Raw genomic sequence first — 22,353 nt, forward strand, 5'->3', positions numbered from 1 at the left:
TCGTCGCACTTCCCACGCCGGAGCTGGATTTGAGGCGCCAGTTCACCTTCATCTGGCACCGCCACAAGTACCTGACCACCGGCGTGCGCGAATTTCTACGCCTGTGCCGCGAGATGACCGCCGGCGCCCAGCGTAGCGACGATATCGCGCTGCCGCCGGTGCCGTGATTGACGACGGTTCGGCTAGAACGCGTCCCAGTCGCCGTGGGTCGAGGCGGCTGGCGATAACGCCTTGACGGGCGAGGGCGATACGGCACGCGCCGGCGCGCTGCCGGATACCTTGAAGCTGCCGATCGTGCTGGCGAGCTGGCCGGACTGCTCCTTCAACTGCTCGGCGGCGGTGGTGGACTCTTCCACCAAGGCGGCATTCTCCTGGGTCATGCGGTCGAGATCCGCCACCGCGATGTTGACCTGCTTGATACCGTCGCTCTGCTCGCTGGTGGCCGCCTCGATCTCCTCGAGCACGTCGTTCACCCGGGTGATGTGGGCGACGATCTCCGCCATGGTGTCGCCGGCGCTGCGCACGAGCGCCGTGCCGCTGTTGACCTTGCCCTGGGAGTTCTCGATCAGCGCCTTGATGTCGTTGGCCGCATCGCTGCTGCGCCGGGCGAGGTTGCGCACCTCTTCGGCCACCACGGCGAAGCCGCGGCCGTGCTCGCCGGCCCGCGCCGCCTCGACCGAGGCGTTGAGTGCCAGCAGGTTGGTCTGAAACGAGATGCTGTTCATCAGGTTGACGATGTCGCCGATCTTCTCGGAGGCCTGGGTGATCTCCTCCATGGTGGTCACCACGCTGCCCATTACCTCGCCGCCGTGGCCGGCCACCTGGGAAGCGGTCTGGGAGAGCTTGCTGGCCTCCTGGGCGGAGGCGGCGGTGTGCTGCACGGTGCTGGTGATCTGCTCGATGGAGGCCGAGGTCTCCTGCAGGCTCGCCGCGGTGTTGTCGGTGCGCCGGGAGAGGTCCTGGCCGCCGGTGGCGATCTCGTCGGCGGCGAGGTGGACCGCATCGCTGCTGGCGCGAACCTCGATCAGCACGCTCTCCATCTTGTCGACGAAGCGGTTGAAGGCGCTGCTGATCTGGGCGACCTCGTCCTTGCCGGCGACGGTCAACCGTCGGGTCAGGTCGCCCTCGCCGGAGGCGATGTCGTTCAGGGCGTCGCGGGCGCGCTCGAGACCCGCCAGCGTGCGCCTGAGCCACAGGCCCATCACCAGGGCGGTCACGGCGATGACCACGGCCAGGGTGAGCAGTGCCGATTGCAGCAGGGCGCGCAGCCCGCTCGTCGCTTCGTGTTCGTCCAGGGCCACGCCGAGCTCCCAGTCGGTGCCGGCGATCGGCGTGACTGCCAGGCGCTTGAGACGACCGTCGACGTCCAGCGGTGTCCAGGTGCCGGGGTTGGCGCCCAGGCGCTCGAGCTCCGCGGTGGTCAGGCCATGGCCGATCTGCTGGATCGGTTCGAGCGTCAACGCCTGGTCGGGATGCGCGATCACCGTTTCGCCATGCGTGCTCAGGAAGGCAAAGCTCGACGGGGTGGGCTGAATGGCGTTGACGTGCTGGATGAGGCTGTCGATCGTCACGTCGCCGCCGACGACACCGAGCAGGCGCTGGTTGCGCTTGACCGGCATGGCGAAGGTGACCACCAGGCGTCCGGTGGCGTCGTCGACATAGGGAAGGGAAAGGAACAGGCCGTCCTGGGCGGTCGCGCCCTGATACCAGTCGCGCGTGCGAGGGTCGTACCCCTCGGAGACCGGGGTGGTCGAGAGGTGGCGCCCGTCGACCTGGCCGAAGAAGGCGGCCAGAAAACCGCCGGACTCTTCCAGCTGGGTCAGGGCCGCCAGCGAGGACACCTCGCCCACGCGACGGCTGGCGGCCTCCAGCATCGACGCGCGGGCCGCCGCCCACTCCTCCAGCGCCACCGCGTTGCCTTGGGAGATGGAGGCCAGCTGCTGGGCGATCTGGCGGTCGTTGTGGGTCTCGAGGGTGAAATAGCTGACCGCAGCGTTGATCGCCAGGGCCAGCAGGATCGCCGCCAGAACGGCGACGATGATTCGGTTGCGCAGGGAAGACAGCATGGACGTTCTCGATGGCTAGGGGCAATCAGTTACGCGGGTTATGTCGCGCGGGGTGCCTAGCTATCGGCGGGCTCTTCTACTTCTTTAGTCTAGCCCTCGACGACCACTCACTTGAGGTTGGCGAGCGCCTTTTCGATCTCTTCCAAGGAGGCCTTGGTCAGATCCTTGGAAAGCGTATGGGTCACGAGCTTCTGGGTCGGCTTGTCGAGCTTGTCGCGCAGAAGCCCCAGGAACTTCGGTGCGGCGATGAGGATCAGTTCGTCCAGCGTGTTACGGGTACGAACATCGAACAGGTACTGGGTCACCTGCTTGGCGAACATCTCGTTTTCGTGCTCGAGCGCCTCGCCGCCTTCGGCGGAGGAGCGCGATGCGCCGCTCGATCCGGTGTGAACGTCCGCTCCGGGCGAGTCGGTGACCAGGTCACCCTCGTGCAGGCGCCCCTCGGCGTGGACCAGGCTCTCCTTTTCCGTCAGCGTGTTCGCGGCGTGGGTGAAGATGCGCGCCCGAGCCGCGTCGGCGACCACGATGTAAGTCGGCATGAGTAACGTCCTCCGTGTCGTTGATGTGTCTTAAACATGGCAAGCGTTCGGTCGTCGGTCAACCGAGACGCCTGCCCGTTCGGCAACGTCTAGAGCACCTTGCGCCGCAGAAGGCTCGTCACCGCCTCACCGATCAATACCAGCACGATGATCGCCAAAAGGATCGTGGCCACCGTCGGCCAGGCGAAGGTGTCGATGGAGCCCTGCAGAATGACACCGATACCGCCGGCTCCCACCAGCCCCAGCACCGTGGATTCGCGGATGTTGATGTCCCAGCGCAGAATCACGATGGCAAAGAAAGCAGGCATCACCTGGGGCACGATGGCGTAGGCGATCACCTTGGCTTTCGAGGCCCCGGTGGCTTCCATCGCCTCCACCGGGCGGCGGTCGATCTCCTCGATCGCCTCGCCCATGAGCTTGCCGATGAAGCCGATGGAGCGGAACACGATGGCGAGAATGCCCGCCAGCACCCCAGGGCCGAAGATCGCCACGAACAGCAGCGCCCAGATGATGGTGTTCACCGAGCGGCTGGACACCAGGATGAAGCGTCCGATCCACAGGCACACCCGGTTGGGGGTGGTGTTCTGGGCGGCGATGTAGGCCACCGGCAGGGCGAAGAAGATGGTCAGGAAGGTGGCCAGGGTGGCGATATGCACGGTTTCGAGCAGCGCACTCAGGATGTTGGCCAGCCCCGCCGGGCTGGGTGGCCACATGCGCCCGGCAAGGCCCGAGATCTGGTTGGGGGCGTCCCACACCCAGGGCCAGAAGATGTCGATGTCGCGCAGCGCCCAGACCACTAGCATCAAGGTGAGCAGCAGCACGGCGTAGCGGGTCAGGCGCGCCTTGCGGTCATAACGTTGCCAGACGCGGTCGGCGAGTCGTTCGGCGTGATCTACCATATCTTTTTCCTTACCCAACCGCTCACGCCTTCGCTCAGCAGAATCACCGCGATGATCACCAGCAGGATCGCGAAGGCGAAGTCATAGTCGTAGCGCCCGAAGGCATTCATCAAGGTGCCGCCGATACCGCCGGCCCCCACGATACCCACCACCGCCGACGCGCGCAGGTTGCTGTCGAGCTGATACATGGAAAGCCCCACCTGGCGCGGCAGGATCTGCGGGAACACCGCGTAGAAGAGGGTCGCCAGATACCCCGCCCCCGCCGCGCGCATGGCCTCCACCTGACCCCAGTCGATCTCCTCGATCTCCTCGGCCAGAAGCTTGCCGACGAAGCCGATCGAGTAGAGCGTCAGGGTCAGGATGCCCGCCAGCGGGCCAAAGCCCACGGCAGCGACGAACAGGATCGCCACGATGACCGGGTGAAAGCTTCGCGAGACGATGATGATCGCGCGGCCCACCAGGTAGAGGGGCATCGGCGCGATGTTGCGCGCCGCCATCACCGCGAAGGGGATCGACAGCAGCACCCCCAGAAGCGTTGCCAGAATGGCGATCTGGAAGCTCTCCTTGAACCCGGTGAGCAAGAGCCCGTAGCGGTCGAAGTTCGGCGGGAAGCCGCCGCTGAAGATGCGCGCCGCCCGGGGCAGGCCCTCGCTGATTCGCGCCCAGTTGAACGGCAGCGAGCCGAAGGCCCAGATCAGGTACGCCGCGGCCAGGATCAGAAGGCCGTAGCGCAGCAGCGGGTTGGCGATGAACGGAGGCTTTTTCCAGTGCCGGACCGGCGCGGTGTCAGGAGACGCCATGGGAGGCCTCCTTCGGCGGCGGTGGCGCAAGCTCCTCGTCCGGCGCTTCGATACCGCCGTAGATCGCTTCCAAGGCTTCCTTGTTGAAGTCCGAAGGCGCGCCGTCGAAGATCATCTTGCCGTGACGCAGACCGACGACGCGCTCGGTATAGGTCTTCGCCTGGGCGACGTTGTGGATGTTGATCAGCACCGGCAGCGACAGCTCCGCCGCCAGGCTTTGAAGCAGCATCATGATCTGCTCGGAAGTGCGCGGGTCGAGCGAGGCGGTGGGCTCGTCCGCCAGCAGCACCTCCGGGTCCTGCATTAGTGCGCGCACCACTCCCACCCGCTGGCGTTCGCCGCCGGAGAGCTCGTCGGCGCGCTTGTTGGCGTAGTGGGCGATGCCGACCCGCTCCATCAGATGGAAAGCGCGGTCGATGTCCGCTTGAGGGTAGCGCCGGGAAATGGCCTGGAACAGGTTCACGTAGCCGAGCCTGCCGGCCAGCACGTTCTCCATGACCGTGAGCCGGTCGAGCAGGTTGAATCCCTGGAACACCATGCCGATCTTGCGGCGGGCACGCCGGAGCTCACCTCCTTTGAGGTTGACGAGCTCGGTACCGTTGAGGGTGATCGAGCCGGAAGTGGGCTCCACCAGCCGGTTGATGCAGCGAAGCATGGTGCTCTTGCCCGCCCCGGAGGCCCCCACGATCGAGACCACGGTGTTGCCTTCGACGCTCAGGTTCAGACCCTTGAGCACCGCTTCGCCATGGCCGTACTGCTTGACCAGATCCTTGATTACTAGCATGTCATCGTACTCGTTCGCGAAAGAGTGTCGCACCGCGTGAGCGGTGCGACCGGGGTCACTCCAGGTTTTCCTGGGTATAGCTCACGCCGTTGGCGGCCTGGATGGTACGGATGACCTGCCAGTTGTCCTTGTAATTGATCGGAATGAATTTCTCGACGCCCTCGAACTCCTCGCCAAGCTCGGTGCCGGCGAAATCGAAGCTGAAGAACGCCTCTTCGATCTTCTCGACCAGATCCGGATGCAGGTTGTAGGCGTAGTTGTAGGAGGTGGTGGGGAAACGGTCGGACTCGTAGATCATGCGTACGTCATCGGTATCGTAGAGCCCGCGCGCGGCCATGCGATCCACCACCTCCGAGGCCACCGGCGCGGCGTCGTAGTCGCGAGCGACCACGCCCAGCATCGACTGGTCATGGCTGCCGGAGTAGACGACCTCGTAATCCTCGTCCGGGGTGATGCCGAGTTCGGGCAACAGCGCCCGGGGCGCCAGGTTGCCGGAGTTGGAGGTGGGCGAGGTGTGAGCCACGCGCTTGCCCTTGAGATCCTCCAGGTCCTGGATATCGGAATCGGCGTGGGTGAAGATCTGCAGCGTATAGCCGAACTGGCCGTCGTCGGAGCCCATAAGCGCGAAGGGCACGGCCCCGGCCAGGTTCACGGCGAAGGGGGTGGGGCCCGTCGAGAACCCGGCGATGTGCAGCCGGCCGCTGCGCATCGCTTCGACCTGGGCGGCGTTGGACTGGACGGCGAAAAAGCGCACGTCGCGCCCGGTCACTTCGGAGAGGTGGTCGATGAAGGGCTGCCAGATGTCGGTATAGATGGCAGGATCTTCCACCGGGGTATAGGCGAAGATCAGCGTGTCCGGGTCGAGCCATTTGGACTCGTCCGTCGGCCGGTCGGCGACTAGGTCACCGTTTTCATCGCAGTAGAGGGCATCCAGATCGCCACGCTCGCACTCGGCGAAGGCATGGGTGGACAACAATGCCAGGGGCAGAACCGCGCCCGCCAGCAGCGAACGCTTGTAGGCGCGCTTGGAAGCAGTGAAGGTAGCCATGTGAACCTCGATTGTGGGGTTATTTTTATGAAGTCATGCGCAGTTTTGAGCGTCGTATGGCAATGTAAGCGGCGTGAGTTTCGCTACTGCGCATAAAATGTTTGTTTTTCGAAAACGACACTTCTTCAACGTAGGGTTTGTGACAAACTTATGTCAAGCACTTTACAGGGCTCCTTATACCATTGGCGCAATCGCTATCTGCTCATGCGTCACGGCCATAGTCAGGCCAACGAACGCGGGCTGATCATAAGCTCACCGGAGCGCGGGCTCGAGGCTTTCGGGCTTTCCGACACCGGCCAGCGCCAGCTCAATGACAGGATCGCGCACTGGACCTGGCCCAGGCCCACGAAGGTGATCCATTCGGATTTCTTGCGCACTACCCACACCGCCCGGCGCGTGGCCGAGGCCTTCGGCCTTGCCATGGCAGCGGATACTCGCCTGCGCGAACGGGGATTCGGTGAGTTCGAGGGGGGCGCCGACAGCGCCTATCCGACGGTCTGGGAGCAGGACGCCGCCAGTGCCGAGCACGACACCGGCGGGGTCGAACCCGTGAGTCGGGTGGCGGCGCGCATGCGCGAGGCGATCGAGGCGCTGGAGCAGCGCTACACGGGAGAGGTGATTCTGGTGGTGAGCCACGGCGACCCGCTGCAGATACTGCTCACTGCGCTTGCCGACCGGCCGCTCACGAGGCATCGCGAGCAGCCGGCGCTTTTGCCTGCCAGCATCACCGAGTGGGGCTAGTGGCCGAGGATCTGGCTCAAAAAGAGCCGGGTGCGCTCGGACTGCGGGTCGTTGAAGAACGGCTCCGGCGCGTTCTCCTCGATGATCTGGCCCTGATCCATGAAGATCACCCGGTCCGCCACGGTCTTGGCGAAGCCCATCTCGTGGGTCACGCAGAGCATCGTCATGCCTTCGTTGGCGAGCTCGATCATGACGTCCAGCACTTCCTTGATCATTTCCGGGTCGAGCGCCGAGGTGGGCTCGTCGAACAGCATCACGTCCGGATGCATGCATAGCGAGCGGGCGATGGCCACGCGCTGCTGCTGGCCGCCGGAGAGCTGGCCCGGGTACTTCCTGGCCTGCTCGGCGATGCGCACCCGTTCCAGGTACTTCATCGCCTGGGCCTCGGCTTCGCGGCGCGGTTTCTTCTGCACCCACATCGGCGCGATGCAGCAGTTCTCCAGCACCGACAGGTGCGGAAACAGGTTGAAGTGCTGGAACACCATGCCGACGCTGCGGCGCACCTGCTCGATGCGCTTGACGTCCTGGGTGAGCGGTACGCCGCCCACGACGATATCGCCCTGCTGATGCTCTTCCAGGTGGTTGATGCAGCGAATCATGGTCGACTTGCCCGAGCCCGAAGGCCCGCAGATCACGATGCGCTCGCCGCGCTTCACTTCGAGGTGAATGTCGCGCAGCACGTGGAAGTCGCCGTACCACTTGTTGACGCCGCGCATCTCGACCATCAGGTCCTGGGGTTTCAAAGCTGCTTCGCTCATGAGGTTATCCTTGAATCAAGTAGCGGCGTTAGCGCTTGTGGCCGGTGTTGAGGCGGCGTTCGAGATACTGGCTGTAGCGCGACATGCTGAAACAGAAGATCCAGAACATGAACGCGGCGAACACGTAGCCTTCCAGCGAGAAACCCAGCCAGCGGGAGTCGGAAAGCGCGGCCTGGACGATGCCGAGAAGATCGAAGAGCCCGATGATCATCACAAGCGTGGTGTCCTTGAACAGCGAAATGAAGGTATTCACGATGCCGGGAATCATCATCTTCAGCGCCTGGGGCATGACGATCAGCCCCATGCGCTTCCAGTAGGTCATGCCCAGCGCCGCGGCGGCCTCCTCCTGGCCCTTGGGAATCGCCTGCAGCCCGCCGCGAATCACCTCGGCCATGTAGGCGCTCTGGAACAGCGTGATGCCGATCAGCGCCCGCACCAGCCGATCCACGGTGATGCCCGTGGGTAGAAACAGCGGCAGCATGACCGAGGCCATGAACAGTACCGTGATCAAGGGCACCCCGCGCCAGAACTCGATGAACACCACCGAGAAGCTCTTGACGATGGGCATGTTCGAGCGCCGGCCCAGCGCCAGCACGATGCCGATGGGCAGGGCCCCCACCATGCCGACGGTGGCCAGCAGCAGCGTGAGCATCAGCCCGCCCCAGCGGTGGGTGGGTACCCGGGGCAGATCGAAGTAGCCGCCGTGCAGCAGCACGAAGGCGATCACCGGGAAGACCAGCAGCGCGAAGGCCGCTACCCAGCGCTTCAGGGGCAGGCGCGGAATGGCGAGCCAGGCGATCAGCGCGAAGAAGCCTGCGAAGACGATGTTGGCCCGCCAGATCTCCGAGCGCGGGTAGAGGCCATAGATGAACTGGGTGAAGCGCGCGTTGATGAACACCCAGCAGGCGCCCTCCCGGGAGCAGTCGTCCCGGGTGGTGCCCACCCAGTCGGCGTCGATGAACGCCCACTGCACCGTGGGTACCACCAGCAGGTAGAGCACGTACAGGCCGATCAGCGTGAACAGCGTGTTGATGGGACCGTTGAAGAGGCGGGTGCGCAGCCACGCCACGGGGCCGAGGGTGTTTCTCGGGGCCGGGCGCGGGTCGATCATGGTGCGATTATGGATCATGGTTTGTTTCCACCCTTGCCTAGCGTTCGACCAGCGCCACGCGGGCGTTGAACCAGTTCATGAACATGGAGACCGTAAGGCTGATACTCAGATAGACCGCCATGGTCATGGCGATGACCTCGATGGCCTGGCCGGTCTGGTTCAGCGTGGTACCGGCGAACACCGACACGAGATCCGGGTAGCCGATGGCCGTCGCCAGCGACGAGTTCTTGATCAGGTTCAGGTACTGGCTGGTCAGTGGCGGAATGATCACGCGCATGGCCTGGGGAATGACCACCAGGCGCAGGATCAGGTTGCGCGGCAGGCTCAAGGCCTGGGCGGCCTCGGTCTGGCCGTGGGAGATCGCCTGGATGCCCGAGCGCACGATCTCGGCGATGAAGGAGGCGGTGTAGATCGAAAGCGCGAGCCACAGCGCCAGAAACTCCGGAATCACCGTCACGCCGCCGCGGAAGTTGAAGCCTCTGAGCTCGGGCACGTCCCAGGTGATCGGTACCCCCGAGGCCAGCAGCACAAGAAGCGGAAGGCCAACGATCAGCGCAAACGACAGCCAGTAGGCCGGCAGGCGTTTGCCGGTGGCCTCGTGGCGGCGCTTGTTCCAGACGATCAGCGCGATGCTCGCAACGATCGCCACCCCGAAGGCCAGCGGAATCAGGCCGAAGCCGGATTCGAACAGGGGCTCCGGCAGGTAGAGCCCGCGCACGTTCAAGAAAAACACTTCACCGAAGGAGAGGCTGTCCCGGGCCCCGGGCAGCGTGCGCAGCACGGCGAAGTACCAGAAGAATATCTGCAGAAGCAGCGGGATGTTGCGAAAGGTCTCGATATAGGCGGCGGCCAGCTTGGCGATCAGCCAGTTGGGCGAGAGCCTTGCAATGCCGACGATGAAACCGATGAGCGTGGCGGCGAGTACGCCGAGCCCGCCCACCAGCAGCGTGTTGAGCAGCCCCACGAAGAAGGTGCGCCCGTAGGTGCTCTGCGACGAGTAGTCGATCAGGCTCTGGACGATGCCGAAGCCTGCGGTGTTGTCGAGAAAGCCGAAGCCCGTGGTGATGCCACGGGAGGCCAGGTTCTGCTGGGTGTTGCCCACGATGTAGAGCAGAAAGGCGGCCACCGCCGCGATCACCAGCACCTGGAAGATGAGGGCGCGCTTGGCGCGGTCTCGCCAGAACGGGGGCTTGTGGCCCATCGGACGAGCGTTGGGTCTTACGGACATGAAAAGCGTCTCCGCTGATACGGCAGAATCGATCGAAGGGCCCGCCGCCCCGTTTGTGAGTTGTTGTCGGGGCGCCGGGCCGGGGGCCTAGGAGACGCTTAGCGAATCGGCGGCGCGTAGTGGAAGCCGCCCTGGTTCCACAGCGCGTTGACGCCGCGCTCGATCTGAAGCGGCGAGTCCATGCCCACGTTGCGCTCGAAGCTCTCACCGTAGTTGCCGACCTGGCTCACGATGTTGTAGGCCCAGTCCGCTTCCAGCCCCATGCCTTCACCGTAGTTGCCGTCCTGGCCGAGGATGCGCGCCACGTCCGGGTTCTCGCTGTCCATCATGTCGTCGACGTTTTCCGAGGTGATGCCGTACTCCTCGGCATTGAGCATGGCGAACAGCGACCACTTGACGATGTTGAGCCAGTTGTCGTCGCCTTGACGCACGACCGGTCCCAGGGGCTCCTTGGAAATGATCTCCGGCAGGATCATGGCGCTTTCCGGATCGTCGAGCTGGATGCGCAGCGCGGCCAGCTGAGAGGTGTCCGAGGTCAGCACGTCGCAACGCCCGGCCTGGAAACCGCCCACGGTCTGCTCGGAGGTGTCGAACACGATCGGGTCGAAGGCCATGTCGTTGGCACGGAAGTAGTCCGCCACGTTGAGCTCGGTGGTGGTGCCGGACTGGATGCAGATCGCCGCGCCGTCGAGCTCGTCGGCGCCGCCGATGCCCAGGTCGCGGTTGACCATGAAGCCGATGCCGTCGTAGAAGGTCACGCCGGTGAAGTTGAGACCGAGGGTGGTATCGCGGGTGGTGGTCCAGGTGGTGTTACGAGAAAGGACGTCGATCTCGCCGGACTGCAGCGCCGTGAAGCGCTCCACGGCGTTGAGCGAGACGTAGTTCACCGCGTCGGCATCCCCCAGCACCGCCGCCGCCACCGCCCGGCACACGTCGACGTCGAGACCCTGCCACTCGCCGCTGTCGTCCGGCGCGGAGAAGCCCGGCAGACCATCGCTCACTCCACACTGTACGGCGCCTCGTGAGCGCGTCTCTTCCAGCGTATCCGCCTGAACGCTCGCCACACCGGATAGGGTGATGGCGCCGGCGGAGGCCAGCAGTACCACGTGTTTTTTGTTAAGCATGGTTGTTTCCCTTCCTCGTTTTATACGTATCGTTGTACATGTCAGCGCATGTCACCCATAACGCTAGCAAGGAAGATGCCAGAAGCGGCATGACGACTCATTCAGCGCTTTTCAACGCTAAAGGGCCGACGTTGGGACCAAAGTTGTGCTGTAAAAAGGGGCGGGATCGTCTAGCGAGAGCACCCTTTTGGTGCGCTGGCCGAAGAAAGATTACTCATTCGGCCAGCAAAAACAGTCGGCTAGTGCGTAGCGGTCAACGAATCGGGGGGGCGTAGTGCAACCCGCCGTCGCGCCATAGCGCGTTCAGCCCGCGGCCGATATTAAACGGTGAGCCTGCCCCGACGCTGCGTTCGAATACCTCGGCGTAATTGCCGACCTGCTTGACGATCTGGTAAGCCCAGTCCGCCTCGAGCCCCATGCCCTCGCCGTAATCTCCGTCGCGACCCAGAAGGCGCATCACGTCCGGGGAGTCGTCGTCGAGCATGTCGTCCACGTTGGCCTGGGTCACGCCGAGCTCTTCGGCGTTGAGCAACGCGAACAGCGACCACTTGACGATGTTGAACCACTGATCGTCCCCCTGGCGCACCGCCGGGCCCAGCGGCTCCTTGGAGATGATCTCCGGCAGCACCACCGCCATGTCCGGATCGGCCAGCTGCACGCGCTGGGCATAGAGCTGGGAGGCGTCGGTGCTCAACACGTCGCAGCGCCCCTCCTCGAAGCCGACGATCGACTGTTCAGGCGCATCGAAGACGACGGGATCGAAGCTCATGCCATTGAGGCGAAAGTAGTCGGAAAGGTTGAGCTCGCTGGTGGTGCCGGACTGGGTGCAGACCGCCGCGCCGTCGAGTTCCTTGGCGCTCTGCACGCCGAGATCGCTTGCCACCATGAACGCCTGGCCATCGAAATAGCTCACGCCGACGAAGTGCAGTCCGAGCGTGGTGTCCCGGGTGGAGGTCCAGGTAGTGGTGCGCGCGAGCACGTCGACCTCGCCGGACTGAAGCGCGGCGAAGCGCTCGACGGAATCCAGCGGCACGAAGTCGACTCGGGCGCCCTCGCCAAGAGCGGCAGCGGCCACCGCCCGGCAGATGTCGGTATCGAGCCCCTGGTAGGTGTCCTCGTCGTCCAGCGCCGAGAAGCCGGGCTGAGCGGCGTTGACCCCGCAGCGCAGCGCCCCGCGCTCCTTGACCGTCTCGAGGGTACTGGCAAGCGAAAGACCCGGCAGTAGAAGCGCCGCCACGAGCACGCCGCCCACTCTGTTTAATCGATACACGTTGTTCATTGTTGTTTCCCTTGTGAAGAGGGATCGCGTGATCCGTGAAAAGGACGAAAAAAGGCCGGGCAGTGCCCGGCCTCGTCGATGTTGCAGCCTGATCCGTCGCTAGGCGAACGCGGCGCGCATGAACGGCGGCAGCGCCAGGGCGCCACGGTGGGCCTCCACCGTATAGTACTGTAGCGGCATTTCGTGGCCCGCGGCGGCCTCTTCGCGAAAGCGTTCAACGCTTACACCCTTGCCGGCGAGGGTCACGCTCCACCAGCCGGAAGGATAGACCGGCTGCGGGAAGGGGAGCGTCGCCACGCTTTCAAAGCCCGCCGCCTGCATGTCGCCTCGCAGTTCGCGAATGATCGAGCCCGAATGGTAGAGCGGCGACTCGCTCTGCTGCACCAGCACGCCGCCGGGCTTGAGAATCCGGTGGCAGCGCTTGAGGAAATCGGTCTTGAACAGTCCTTCCGCCGGGCCGACCGGGTCGGTGGAGTCGATGATCAGTACATCGATGCTCTCGTCCTCGGCGTCATCGACCCACTTCACGCCGTCGGCGAACAGAAGCTCGGCGCGCGGATCACCGTTGGACTCGACCAGCGCCGGGAAGAAGCGCTCGGCGGCCTTGGTGACTTCCTCGTCGATATCGATCTGGGTGACCTTCTCCACGCTTTCGTGGCGCAGCACCTCTTTCAGCGTGCCGCAGTCGCCGCCGCCGATGATCACCACCCGCCTGGGATCTTCGTGGGTGAAGAGCGCCGGATGGGCGATCATCTCGTGATACAGGAAGTTGTCGCGGTCGGTGAGCATCACGCAGCCGTCGAGCACCATCAGGTTGCCGTAGGTCTCGGTGGCGTACACCTCGAGGTGCTGATAGTCGCTCTGCACGTCGAGCAGTTTCTCGCTGATCCTGAGCGCGAAGGCGCTGCCGTGGCTGTCGAATACTTCGGTAAACCACTGATCCTGATTCACATCGCTCATCGAGCGTCTCCGTCGTTCTGGTTCTGATGCTGGTTCTGATGGTACTGGGGGCTCAGTTCGTGCAGCGCGTCCATGAAGGCGCTGACGTTGTCCGGGCTGGTGAACTGGCTGATGCCGTGGCCCAGGTTGAAAACGTGGCCCGGCCCCGCGCCGTAGCTCTCCAGCACCCGGGCGACCTCGGCGCGAATCGCGGACGGGCGGGCGAAGAGCACGTTGGGGTCCAGGTTGCCCTGAAGCGCCACCTTGTGACCGACCCGGGCACGGGCGTCACTGAGCTCGGTGGTCCAGTCGATGCCGAGGGCATCGGCGCCGGCGCAGGCGATGTGCTCGAGCCACTGGCCGCCGTTCTTGGTGAACAGGATCACCGGCACGCGGCGGCCGTCGTGTTCGCGAATCAGGCCGGAGACGATCTGCTCCATGTAGCGCAGCGAGAACTCGAGATAGGCCGGCGTGGAGAGCGAGCCGCCCCAGGTGTCGAAGATCTGCACCGCCTGGGCACCGGCGCGAATCTGGGCGTTGAGGTAGTCGGTCACCGCCTGGGCCAGCGTGTCGAGCAGCTGGTGCATGGCGTCCGGGGTGTCGTAGAGCATGGTTTTCAGGTGGCGAAAATCCTTGCTCGAGCCGCCTTCGACCATGTAGGTGGCCAGCGTCCAGGGGCTGCCCGAAAAGCCGATCAGCGGCACGCGGCCATTGAGCTCGCGGCGAATGGTGGAGACCGCGCGCATCACGTAGTCCAGGTCGCGTTCGGCGTCGGGGGCGGTCAGTGCCGCCACTTCCTCGGGGGTGCGCACGGTCTTTCTGAATTTCGGGCCTTCGCCGGTCTCGAAGTAGAGGCCGAGCCCCATGGCGTCGGGAATCGTCAGGATGTCGGAAAACAGGATCGCCGCGTCGAGCGGAAAGCGCTCCAGAGGCTGCAGGGTCACTTCGCAGGCCAGGTCGTGGTTGCGGCACAGGTCCATGAAACTGCCAGCATGGGCACGGCTTGCGCGATATTCCGGCAGGTAGCGCCCGGCCTGGCGCATCATCCAGACCGGCGTGCGGTCCACGGGCTGGCGCGCCAGCGCGCGAAGGAAGCGGTCGTTGTGCAGGGAAGTCGTGGTCATGACAAGGCTCTTGAACAGTGGGCGGGCCGCGCTCGAAAGGCGGCCAGTATACGTCAGATCCCAGCAGGCGTCCGGGAAGGCGAAGCGCGACGGTCGTGGGCGGCGTCGCCGCCGCATCACTTCTTCGTCGACAAGGGCTTCTTCGTCGAGAAAGGATAGACCTCGCTGGTCTCGCCGTCCTTGGCCGTGGGGGGCGTCTTGCCCCGCTCCCGGGCGCGCAGGTCGCGGTACACGGCGGTGCGCATGATCAGCATGGCGACCACCGGAGCGGTCAGCATGATGAACGCGGTGATCAGCACCTCGTGGATCACCAGCCGGGACTGAAGCGCCGAGAAGTAGATCATGGAGGCCACGAGAATGGCGCCGGTACCGAGCGTGATGGTGATGGCGGGCCCGTGGATGCGCTGGAAAAAGTGCGGCAACTTTACCAAACCCAGCGCGCCGATCAATACGATGGCGCTACCCAGCAGCAGCAGAAGCGTGACCGGCAGGCTGACCCAGACCGGGAGGGTGTCGAGTTCCGGGGTCATTCGATCACCTCGCCGCGCATCAGGAATTTGGTCAGGGCGACGGTGGAGACGAAGCCCGTCAGGGCGATCAGCATCGCCGCCTCGAAATAGATGATGCTGGCAAAGCGCAGGCCGAGTGCCAGGGCCAGCAGCATGGCGCACATCCAGAGGGTGTCGAGGGCGAGCACCCGGTCCTGGGCGGTGGGCCCCAGCAGCAGCCGGATCATGCACAACAGCATCGCCAGGATGACGCTCAGCAGCGTGATGTCGATGGCCAGAGAGAGCAGTGCCGTCATGGGAAACGCTCCTTATTCATGGTCGAAGATCTCGATCAATGGCTGTTCGTAGCGGGTCTTGATGGTGTCGATCCACCACTGCTCGTCGTGAAGATCGAAGACGTGCAGGGCCAGGTCGTTCGAGCCGGGCAGCTGCTCGACCCATACCGTTCCCGGGGTCGAGTTGATCAGACACGACAGCAGCGCAAGCCCATGAGGATCCTTGAGATCGAGGGGAATGCGAATGAACTGGGATTCCACCCCCCTGGACTTGAACAGGATGATGCGGCTGACGTTGAAGCACGAGCGCACGATCTCCACCATCGACATGAACAGCAGCCGAGCCAGCACCCAGGGCTTGCGAAAGGGCGCCGGGGCGAGTGGGCGCAGGGGCCTGGCCAGAAGCGGCGCGGCCAGGGCGATCGCGGCGCCGAGCAGGAGCTGGGCGGGGGCGATGCTCTGGCTCAGCAGAAGCCACATCACCAGCAGCGCCACGGACAGGACCGGAGAGGGGAGCCAGCGGGTCATAGTGCGGCCTCCGTCAGAGCATCACCCACCGCCTGAGACGCCTCCAGGCGCTCGAGATAGAGCGCGGGCTGACTCAGCGGCTCGGCGCTGCGTTCGAGATAGGCCAGGGTCGGGCCGGCCTGGGCGGTGAGCAGCACGCACACCAGCAAGAGCGCCGTGATCGGCATGACCTCCGAGCGCTGCAGGTGCGGGGCCACCGGGTTCTGGGCCGCCCAGAAGGTACGCACGCCAAAGCGCATCAGCGAGACGATGCCGGCGAGCCCCGACAGCACCACCAGCGCGATCATGATCCAGGTGATGAGGTCGATGCCGGCGCCGGCAGGACTTGCGTTGAGCAGGGTATGGAACAGCCCGAACTTGGCGATGAACCCGGACAGCGGCGGAAGTCCCGTGATGATCAGAGCGCAGCAGGCGAACGCCAGCCCGAGAAAGGCCAGCGCCCCGGGAATGGCCTTGCCCACGGGCTCGCCGGGCTTGTCCTCCAGGCCGAAGGCCTCCATGGTCAGCGCCAGCATGGCCGCCCCCGGCACGCGAATGCGCTCGACGAGTTCGATCAACAGCAGGAAGGCCGCCACGGCGATGGTCGAGCTGATCATGTAGAACAGCGCCACGTTGATCAGGGCCGGGTCGCCGTAGCCCACCGCCGCCAGCAGCGTGCCGGAGGAGATGACCGCGGCGTAGCCCGCCATGCGCCCGGGCTCCTGGCTTGCCAGAATGCCGATGGTGCCAAAGGCCAGGGTCGCGAGCCCGCCGACGAGCAGCAGATCGAAGCCGAAGCCCGCCGCCGGACCCTCGGAGAACAGCAAAAGCCACAGGCGAATCAGCACGTAGACGCCGATCTTGGTCATCAGCACCATCATCGCCGCCACCGGGGGCGAGGCGGCGGAGTAGGTGGTCGGCAGCCAGAAACCCAGCGGCCACATGGCGCTCTTGGTCAGAAACGCCAGGGCCAGGATGATCACGCCGATCTTCAGGAGCACCAGATCCTCCGGGTTCAGCCCTTCGAGGCGCCCGGCCAGATCGGTCATGTTCAGCGTGCCGGCGGTGGCGTAGATCAAGGCCACCCCGATCAAGAAGAAGAACGACGCCAAGAGGTTGACCACGATGTACTGCATCCCCGCGCGGATACGGGTGGTGTTGTAGCCGTGCAGCACCAGGCCGTAGGAGGCCGCCAGCATGACCTCGAAGAACACGAACAGGTTGAACAGGTCGTTGGTCAGAAAAGCGCCGTTGATGCCCATCATCAGAAACTGGAACAGCGAATGGAAGTGGACCCCGATCCGGCTCCAGCGGGTCATGGCGAAGACCAGAGAGGCGCTCGCCAGCACCGAGGAGAGCAGCAGCATCACCGCCGTCAGCCGGTCGACCAGCAGCACCACGCCGAACGGCGCCGCCCAGTTGGCGGACAGATACACCCCGATACCCGCCGGCCAGTGCTCCTGGTCCGTCAGCAGTAGCAGGGCCACGGCGGTGCACAGCATCGACAGGGCGCTCGCCAGGTTGATCAGGAACTTGCGCTGGTGATGGCGCTCGTTGATCAGCACGAGCCCGGCGCCGACGATCAAGGGCACCAGGATCGGTGCCAGGATCAGGTGTTGAACCCAGGAAAGACTCATCAGCGGGTCTCCTTGCCGTCGACGTGGTCGGTGCCGGTCAGGCCCCGGGCGCCGATCATCACCACCAGGTACAGCGCCGTGGTGGCAAAGCCGATGACGATGGCGGTCAGCACCAGCGCCTGGGGCATCGGGTCGGCATAGAGCGCCGGGTCGATGGTCCCTTCCGCCAGTGTCAGCGGCGGCCGGTTGAGGGTGAGCCGCCCCATGATGAAGATGAACAGGTTGACCGCGTAGGACACCAGCAGCAGGCCGGTGATGACCTGGAACGTTCGAGGGCGCAGCAGTAGCCAGACCCCGGCGCCGAACATGATGCCCATGGCGATGGCGATCACGGCTTCCATCAGAAGATCTCCTTGTGAACGGCGGCGGGCGCCGCCGTGGTGGCCGGCAAGCGGTGGCTGCGCACCGACTGGTGCGCGAGGGCAGTGAGGATGAGCAGCGTGGCCCCGACCACCACGCCGAAGACCCCCAGGTCGAAGACGAAGGCGCTGGGCAGGTGGATCTCGCCCAGTACCGGCAGCGTGTAGTGGGCGGTATGGCTGGTCAGGAACGGATAGCCCAGAAGCCAGGCCCCCATGCCCGTCACGCAGGCGATCCAGAGCCCGAAGGCGATCCAGCGGTGGGGTTGCAGGCGCAGGTGGCTCTCCACCCACTGGGTACCGGCCAGCATGTACTGCACGATGATGGCGACGGAGAAGGTCAACCCGGCCACGAAGCCGCCACCGGGCAGGTTATGCCCGCGAATGAAGAAGTAGGCGGCGATGACCCCCATGATCGGCAGCAGCAGGCGCAGATAGACGCTGGGCACCTTCAGGTAGCCGGTCTCCACCTGCTGGATCGGGGTCTGGCCCGCCGCGGGGTCGACGCCGTTGGTCTGCTGGGCGGGAATCGGCAGGCTTTCCGGGGCGGGGCGAAAGCGCCGCAGCAGGGCGTAGACCGTCAGGGCGACGATGGCCAGCACCGCGATCTCGCCCAGGGTGTCGATGCTTCGAAAATCCACCAGCAGCACGTTGACCACGTTGCTGCCGCCGCCTTCGCTCAAGGCGCGGGTCAGGAAGAAGTCGGAAATCCCCCCGGTGGACGGACCGCGCAGCAGCGCGACGTAGCTGACCAGCGCCATGGCCAGGCCCGCGCAGGTCGCCACCACCATGTCCCGGGCGCGGCGCAACCGCGCGCGCCGGGATGGAGTGATGTTCAGCTCCCGCGGGGTGATCCGCGGCGGCAGCCAGCGCAGGCCCAGCAGGATCAGCACCGTCGTGATGGTCTCCACCATGAGCTGGGTCAGCGCCAGGTCCGGCGCCGAGAGCCACAGGAAGGCCAGGCTCACGGTGATCCCGACGCCACCGACCAGGCTCAGCGCCGCCAGGCGGTGGTACTTGGCCTGCCAGGCCGCCCCGAGGGCGCAGACGGCGCCGATCACCCAGAGCCCGGCGAACAGCCAGGAGAACTCGCCGTTGGCGGGCAGGACGAGAAGCGACACCGGGCGCACGATCAGCGTCGGCACCGCCAGCAGCAGCACGATCATCAGCAGAAGCTGGGGCTGCAGGCGGCGGGTACCCAACAGCTTCTCCAGAAGCGAGGCGCTGGCGGAGAGGCGAAGCAGGGTGTCCTCGTAGGCCTGCTTGCCGTTGAAGCGCCCGAGAAGCGGCACGTAGGTGGACTGGATCAACCCGTAGCGCGTGCGCAGCCACACGTACAGCGCCACGCCCCCGACCAGGGCGAGCAGGCTCATCGCCAGCGGCAGGTTGAAGCCGTGCCACACCGCCAGGCTGTAGTAGGGGGTCTGCTCGCCGAGCACCGACGTGACCGCCGCGCTCAGAAACGGACCGATGCTCAGGCCCGGAATGATCCCCACGACCAGGCAGCACAGCACCAGAAACTCCACCGGAAAGCGCATCCAGCGCGGCGGCTCGTGGGGTTGCCTGGGAAGATCGTCAGGCTGTCGGCCGAAGAAGACGTAGATGAAGCGCAGCGAGTAGGCCACCCCGAAGATGCCCATCAAGACGGCGGCGATGGACATGCCCCAGTTGCGGGCCGAGCCCACCGCCAGCGCCTCGGCGAAGAACATCTCCTTGGAGATGAAGCCGTTGAGCAGCGGCACCCCGGCCATGGCGGCGCTGGCGACGATCGCCAGGGTCGCGGTATAGGGCAGCGACGCATAGAGCCCGCGAAGGTGGCGCATGTCCCGGGTACCGGTCTCGTGATCGATGATGCCTGCCGCCATGAACAAGGAGGCCTTGAACGTCGCGTGATTGAAGGTATGAAAGACTGCGGCGACCAGCGCCAGCGGGGTGCCGATGCCGAGCAGGACGGTGATCAGCCCAAGGTGACTGATGGTCGAGTAGGCGAGCAGCCCCTTCAGGTCGTGCTGGAAGATGGCGCTGAAGGCACCGATCAGCATGGTGCAGACCCCGGCCCCCATGATGATCCAGGTCCACTCCGGCGTGCCCGAGAGTGCCGGCCACAGGCGCATCAGCAGGAACACGCCGGCCTTGACCATGGTGGCGGAGTGCAGAAACGCCGAGACCGGGGTCGGAGCCGCCATGGCGTGGGGAAGCCAGAAATGGAACGGGAACTGGGCACTCTTGGTCAGCGCGCCGAGGGCGATCAGCACCAGCATGGGAAGGTACAGGTCGTGCTCGCGAATCAGGTCCCCCGAGGCCAGGACGACGTCCAGCGAGTAGCTGCCCACCATGTGCCCGAGCAGCAACACCCCGATCAGCAGACAGAGCCCGCCGCTGGCGGTGACGGTGAAGGCCATGCGCGCGCCGCGCCGGGCATCGGCGCGGTGGTGCCAGTAGCCGATGAGCAGAAACGAGGTCACGCTGGTCAACTCCCAGAACACGACCAGCTGGATGAGGTTGCCCGACAGCACCACCCCGAGCATCGAGCCCATGAAGGCGAGCAGAAAGGAGAAGAAGCGCGGCACCGGGTCCTTCGGCGACATGTAGTAGCGCGCGTAGATGACCACGAGCAGCCCGATTCCCTGGATCAGCATGGCGAACAGCCACGCCAGCCCGTCCATACGCAGTACCAGGTTCAGTCCGAACGCCGGCAGCCAGTCGAACTCGCGCTGCACCACGCCGTTCGTGCCCAGCTGGGTGTACAGGTAGCTTGTGACCAGAAGCCCCGACAGCGCCACAATGCTCGCCAGCCAAGACTCGCGGTTACGGGCATCCGCCGGAAGCCAAGCGGCGACGAGACTGGCAATGAAAGGCCCTGCAATCAGTAAAAGTAGCAGCATGGGAATCCCGAGTGGTCGGTGACGGCACGAATGACGTTGAAGCGTGGAAAATACGTGATCGAAGGTAATACTACTGCAAATGTGATGAAACTTTCATGCCCTCGTATCGCGACGACTCGTCGCAAGACGACCAGGGCCTTGCGAATCATCGCTCGTGAGACGAGCACGGCTTCCTGTTAAACTGGCTCCCTGTTCCATACCGTTTTGGTTGATCCGTGGAGTAATACGTGACCATTCGCTTCATTGCCGCTTCCCGGCTGCCCACTCCCTGGGCCACCTTCACCATGCACGGCTTCGAGGACGACGCGACGGGCAAGGACCACATCGCCCTGACCCTGGGGGACGTGACGGGCGAGGCCCCGGTACTGGGGCGCGTGCACTCCGAGTGCCTGACCGGGGATGCGCTCTTCTCCATGCGCTGCGATTGCGGCTACCAGCTTCAGGAAGCCCTCAAGCGCATCGCCGAGGAGGGGCGCGGGGTGCTCTTGTACCTGCGCCAGGAGGGCCGCGGCATCGGGCTTCTGAACAAGATCCGCGCCTACCATTTGCAGGACCAGGGCGCCGATACCGTCGAGGCCAACGAGCGCCTGGGCTTCGGCGCCGACATGCGCCGCTACGATCTGTGCGTGCCGATGCTCGAGCACCTGGGCATCCAGGCGCTCAAGCTGATGACCAACAACCCGCGCAAGGTGGCGGCCCTCACCGGCGACGGCGTCAACGTCGTCGAGCGCCTGCCCATCACCACTGGCCTCAACCCGCACAACGAGCAATACCTGGCCACCAAGGCGGGCAAGCTCGGCCACATGATGGCGCTGGACGACTTCACCCAGGCCGGCGACGTGGATATCGAACGAAAAGGGTGACAACGTCGGAGTAACGGCGGCGAACGTGCCTATCTTTACCTTTTATTAAGCCTCGATGGCCGTGGGCTGGACTATAGTGGTGACATGCAGGACGCATGCAATGCACCGACTGTCTGGAGGGCGGCCATGAAAGCGCTATGCTGGCACGGCAAGAACGATGTTCGTTACGACACGGTTCCCGACCCGCAAATAGAACACCCCCGCGATGCCATCATCAACGTCAGCAGCTGCGCCATCTGCGGCTCTGACCTGCACCTTTTTGATCATTTCATTCCCGGGATGGAGTGCGGCGACGTGCTCGGCCACGAGTTCATGGGCGAGGTCATGGAAGTGGGCCGCGACAACAAGAAGCTCAAGGTCGGTGATCGCATCGTCGTGCCCTTCACCATCAACTGCGGCGAGTGCGAGCAGTGCCGGCGCGGCAATTTCTCGGTCTGCGAGCGCTCCAACCGCAACAAGGCCCTGGCGGACAAGGCCTTCGGCCACGCCGGGGCCGGGCTGTTCGGCTACTCCCACCTCACCGGCGGCTACGCCGGCGGCCAGGCGGAGTACGTGCGCGTGCCCTTCGCCGATGCCACCCACATCAAGGTGCCGGACTCGCTCACCGACGAGCAGGTGCTGTTTCTGGGCGATATCTTTCCCACCGGCTGGCAGGCTGCGGTCCAGTGCGACATCCAGCCCACCGACACGGTGGTGGTCTGGGGCGCGGGGCCGGTCGGCCAGTTCTGCGTGAGAAGCGCCGTGCTGCTCGGCGCGCGCCAGGTGGCGGTGATCGACAACGTTCCGGAGCGCCTGGCGATGGCCGAGGCGGGCGGGGCGATCGCGATCGACTTCGACCGGGAAAGCGTGCTGGAAAGGCTCCAGGAGCTGACCAACGG

Annotated in this window: 22 protein-coding genes and 1 pseudogene; 4 read left to right on the forward strand and 19 right to left on the reverse strand. The window is 64.9% G+C overall.

Translation table 11 applies throughout. The annotated features are described in order from the left end of the window. Positions 1-167: pseudogene (locus tag BIS11_RS00085) on the forward strand (LysR family transcriptional regulator); the annotation flags it as partial. Between the two features lie 15 nt (positions 168-182). On the opposite strand, the gene BIS11_RS00090 reads toward BIS11_RS00085, so the two are convergent. From BIS11_RS00090 to phnD, 6 genes are all read right to left on the reverse strand, one after another. Then, positions 183-2,066, reverse strand: a complete 1,884-nt coding sequence (locus BIS11_RS00090; RefSeq protein ID WP_253421148.1) for a methyl-accepting chemotaxis protein — start codon at positions 2,064-2,066, stop codon at positions 183-185. 107 nt (positions 2,067-2,173) lie between these two features. Continuing rightward, positions 2,174-2,605 carry a host attachment protein gene (locus BIS11_RS00095; protein WP_253421151.1) on the reverse strand — a complete coding sequence of 144 codons (432 nt, stop codon included), beginning with the start codon at positions 2,603-2,605 and terminating at the stop codon, positions 2,174-2,176. 89 nt (positions 2,606-2,694) lie between these two features. After that, positions 2,695-3,504, reverse strand: a complete 810-nt coding sequence (gene phnE / locus BIS11_RS00100) for a phosphonate ABC transporter, permease protein PhnE (RefSeq protein WP_253421154.1) — start codon at positions 3,502-3,504, stop codon at positions 2,695-2,697. Further along, positions 3,498-4,304: a phosphonate ABC transporter, permease protein PhnE gene (phnE, locus tag BIS11_RS00105; RefSeq protein WP_253421156.1), complete on the reverse strand. Its 807-nt coding sequence runs from the start codon at positions 4,302-4,304 to the stop codon at positions 3,498-3,500. Before phnE (BIS11_RS00105) ends, phnE (BIS11_RS00100) begins: the two co-directional genes overlap by 7 nt. After that, positions 4,291-5,088 carry a phosphonate ABC transporter ATP-binding protein gene (gene phnC, locus BIS11_RS00110; RefSeq protein ID WP_253421158.1) on the reverse strand — a complete coding sequence of 266 codons (798 nt, stop codon included), beginning with the start codon at positions 5,086-5,088 and terminating at the stop codon, positions 4,291-4,293. The genes phnE (BIS11_RS00105) and phnC overlap by 14 nt, the downstream gene beginning before the upstream one ends. Positions 5,089-5,143: 55 nt before the next feature. Beyond that, positions 5,144-6,136, reverse strand: coding sequence for a phosphate/phosphite/phosphonate ABC transporter substrate-binding protein (gene phnD / locus BIS11_RS00115; protein WP_253421160.1), 993 nt, complete (start codon positions 6,134-6,136; stop codon positions 5,144-5,146). A gap of 204 nt (positions 6,137-6,340) precedes the next feature. Here phnD and BIS11_RS00120 point away from each other — a divergent pair, with 204 nt between their 5' ends. Beyond that, positions 6,341-6,877, forward strand: a complete 537-nt coding sequence (locus tag BIS11_RS00120) for a histidine phosphatase family protein (protein ID WP_253421162.1) — start codon at positions 6,341-6,343, stop codon at positions 6,875-6,877. Here the strand turns inward: BIS11_RS00120 and BIS11_RS00125 are convergent. The 13 genes from BIS11_RS00125 to BIS11_RS00185 all read right to left on the reverse strand — a co-directional run bounded on the left by BIS11_RS00125 (position 6,874) and on the right by BIS11_RS00185 (position 20,612). After that, positions 6,874-7,602, reverse strand: a complete 729-nt coding sequence (locus BIS11_RS00125) for an amino acid ABC transporter ATP-binding protein (protein WP_253421204.1) — start codon at positions 7,600-7,602, stop codon at positions 6,874-6,876. The genes BIS11_RS00120 and BIS11_RS00125 overlap by 4 nt on opposite strands. 61 nt (positions 7,603-7,663) lie before the next feature. After that, on the reverse strand, positions 7,664-8,764 hold the full coding sequence (locus tag BIS11_RS00130; RefSeq protein ID WP_253421164.1) for an amino acid ABC transporter permease: 1,101 nt from the start codon (positions 8,762-8,764) through the stop codon (positions 7,664-7,666). Positions 8,765-8,783: 19 nt separating this feature from the next. Continuing rightward, positions 8,784-9,974 carry an amino acid ABC transporter permease gene (locus BIS11_RS00135; protein WP_253421167.1) on the reverse strand — a complete coding sequence of 397 codons (1,191 nt, stop codon included), beginning with the start codon at positions 9,972-9,974 and terminating at the stop codon, positions 8,784-8,786. 98 nt (positions 9,975-10,072) lie between these two features. After that, positions 10,073-11,098: an amino acid ABC transporter substrate-binding protein gene (locus tag BIS11_RS00140; RefSeq protein ID WP_253421169.1), complete on the reverse strand. Its 1,026-nt coding sequence runs from the start codon at positions 11,096-11,098 to the stop codon at positions 10,073-10,075. A gap of 253 nt (positions 11,099-11,351) precedes the next feature. Further along, positions 11,352-12,377: an amino acid ABC transporter substrate-binding protein gene (locus BIS11_RS00145; protein ID WP_253421172.1), complete on the reverse strand. Its 1,026-nt coding sequence runs from the start codon at positions 12,375-12,377 to the stop codon at positions 11,352-11,354. Positions 12,378-12,476: 99 nt separating this feature from the next. Then, complete coding sequence (gene speE, locus BIS11_RS00150; protein ID WP_253421175.1) at positions 12,477-13,337, reverse strand: polyamine aminopropyltransferase; 861 nt, start codon at positions 13,335-13,337, stop codon at positions 12,477-12,479. Next, positions 13,334-14,440 carry a uroporphyrinogen decarboxylase gene (gene hemE, locus BIS11_RS00155; RefSeq protein ID WP_253421178.1) on the reverse strand — a complete coding sequence of 369 codons (1,107 nt, stop codon included), beginning with the start codon at positions 14,438-14,440 and terminating at the stop codon, positions 13,334-13,336. The genes speE and hemE overlap by 4 nt, the downstream gene beginning before the upstream one ends. Positions 14,441-14,556: 116 nt before the next feature. Further along, entirely contained in the window at positions 14,557-14,970 is a 414-nt protein-coding gene (mnhG, locus tag BIS11_RS00160) for a monovalent cation/H(+) antiporter subunit G (RefSeq protein ID WP_253421181.1), read from the reverse strand. Then, positions 14,967-15,245 (reverse strand): K+/H+ antiporter subunit F, encoded by a 279-nt coding sequence (locus tag BIS11_RS00165; protein ID WP_301282930.1) that lies wholly within the window; start codon positions 15,243-15,245, stop codon positions 14,967-14,969. The genes mnhG and BIS11_RS00165 overlap by 4 nt, the downstream gene beginning before the upstream one ends. 12 nt (positions 15,246-15,257) lie before the next feature. Beyond that, on the reverse strand, positions 15,258-15,752 hold the full coding sequence (locus BIS11_RS00170; protein ID WP_253421184.1) for a Na+/H+ antiporter subunit E: 495 nt from the start codon (positions 15,750-15,752) through the stop codon (positions 15,258-15,260). Beyond that, entirely contained in the window at positions 15,749-17,368 is a 1,620-nt protein-coding gene (locus BIS11_RS00175; RefSeq protein ID WP_253421187.1) for a monovalent cation/H+ antiporter subunit D, read from the reverse strand. Before BIS11_RS00175 ends, BIS11_RS00170 begins: the two co-directional genes overlap by 4 nt. Further along, positions 17,368-17,709: a Na+/H+ antiporter subunit C gene (locus BIS11_RS00180; protein WP_253421190.1), complete on the reverse strand. Its 342-nt coding sequence runs from the start codon at positions 17,707-17,709 to the stop codon at positions 17,368-17,370. The genes BIS11_RS00175 and BIS11_RS00180 overlap by 1 nt, the downstream gene beginning before the upstream one ends. Next, the gene (locus tag BIS11_RS00185; RefSeq protein WP_253421194.1) at positions 17,709-20,612 is read right to left on the reverse strand and encodes a monovalent cation/H+ antiporter subunit A; all 2,904 of its coding nucleotides are present in this window, start codon (positions 20,610-20,612) and stop codon (positions 17,709-17,711) included. Before BIS11_RS00185 ends, BIS11_RS00180 begins: the two co-directional genes overlap by 1 nt. A gap of 227 nt (positions 20,613-20,839) precedes the next feature. Here BIS11_RS00185 and ribA point away from each other — a divergent pair, with 227 nt between their 5' ends. Together ribA and BIS11_RS00195 are read left to right on the forward strand one after the other, a co-directional pair. Continuing rightward, on the forward strand, positions 20,840-21,475 hold the full coding sequence (ribA, locus tag BIS11_RS00190; protein ID WP_253421198.1) for a GTP cyclohydrolase II: 636 nt from the start codon (positions 20,840-20,842) through the stop codon (positions 21,473-21,475). 126 nt (positions 21,476-21,601) lie between these two features. Then, positions 21,602-22,353: alcohol dehydrogenase catalytic domain-containing protein (locus tag BIS11_RS00195; RefSeq protein ID WP_253585632.1), on the forward strand; the 752-nt coding region annotated here is incomplete at its 3' end.

Origin of the sequence: Halomonas sp. 707D4 (genome assembly GCF_024158685.1) — a bacterium.
Lineage (GTDB): Bacteria > Pseudomonadota > Gammaproteobacteria > Pseudomonadales > Halomonadaceae > Vreelandella.

Bases quoted from the DNA above. Each gene is read 5' to 3' on its own strand.
- BIS11_RS00180 (WP_253421190.1), bottom strand. From the start codon at position 17,709: ATGGAAGCCGTGATCGCCATCGCCATGGGCATCATGTTCGGCGCCGGG.
- phnD (WP_253421160.1), bottom strand. From the start codon at position 6,136: ATGGCTACCTTCACTGCTTCCAAGCGCGCCTACAAGCGTTCGCTGCTG.
- BIS11_RS00145 (WP_253421172.1), bottom strand. From the start codon at position 12,377: ATGAACAACGTGTATCGATTAAACAGAGTGGGCGGCGTGCTCGTGGCG.
- BIS11_RS00170 (WP_253421184.1), bottom strand. From the start codon at position 15,752: ATGACCCGCTGGCTCCCCTCTCCGGTCCTGTCCGTGGCGCTGCTGGTG.
- BIS11_RS00130 (WP_253421164.1), bottom strand. From the start codon at position 8,764: ATGATCCATAATCGCACCATGATCGACCCGCGCCCGGCCCCGAGAAAC.
- BIS11_RS00095 (WP_253421151.1), bottom strand. From the start codon at position 2,605: ATGCCGACTTACATCGTGGTCGCCGACGCGGCTCGGGCGCGCATCTTC.
- BIS11_RS00175 (WP_253421187.1), bottom strand. From the start codon at position 17,368: ATGAGTCTTTCCTGGGTTCAACACCTGATCCTGGCACCGATCCTGGTG.
- phnE (WP_253421154.1), bottom strand. From the start codon at position 3,504: ATGGTAGATCACGCCGAACGACTCGCCGACCGCGTCTGGCAACGTTAT.
- hemE (WP_253421178.1), bottom strand. From the start codon at position 14,440: ATGACCACGACTTCCCTGCACAACGACCGCTTCCTTCGCGCGCTGGCG.
- mnhG (WP_253421181.1), bottom strand. From the start codon at position 14,970: ATGACCCCGGAACTCGACACCCTCCCGGTCTGGGTCAGCCTGCCGGTC.
- BIS11_RS00090 (WP_253421148.1), bottom strand. From the start codon at position 2,066: ATGCTGTCTTCCCTGCGCAACCGAATCATCGTCGCCGTTCTGGCGGCG.
- BIS11_RS00135 (WP_253421167.1), bottom strand. From the start codon at position 9,974: ATGTCCGTAAGACCCAACGCTCGTCCGATGGGCCACAAGCCCCCGTTC.
- phnC (WP_253421158.1), bottom strand. From the start codon at position 5,088: ATGCTAGTAATCAAGGATCTGGTCAAGCAGTACGGCCATGGCGAAGCG.
- BIS11_RS00120 (WP_253421162.1), top strand. From the start codon at position 6,341: ATGCGTCACGGCCATAGTCAGGCCAACGAACGCGGGCTGATCATAAGC.
- BIS11_RS00165 (WP_301282930.1), bottom strand. From the start codon at position 15,245: ATGACGGCACTGCTCTCTCTGGCCATCGACATCACGCTGCTGAGCGTC.
- speE (WP_253421175.1), bottom strand. From the start codon at position 13,337: ATGAGCGATGTGAATCAGGATCAGTGGTTTACCGAAGTATTCGACAGC.
- BIS11_RS00125 (WP_253421204.1), bottom strand. From the start codon at position 7,602: ATGGTCGAGATGCGCGGCGTCAACAAGTGGTACGGCGACTTCCACGTG.
- phnE (WP_253421156.1), bottom strand. From the start codon at position 4,304: ATGGCGTCTCCTGACACCGCGCCGGTCCGGCACTGGAAAAAGCCTCCG.
- BIS11_RS00140 (WP_253421169.1), bottom strand. From the start codon at position 11,098: ATGCTTAACAAAAAACACGTGGTACTGCTGGCCTCCGCCGGCGCCATC.
- BIS11_RS00185 (WP_253421194.1), bottom strand. From the start codon at position 20,612: ATGCTGCTACTTTTACTGATTGCAGGGCCTTTCATTGCCAGTCTCGTC.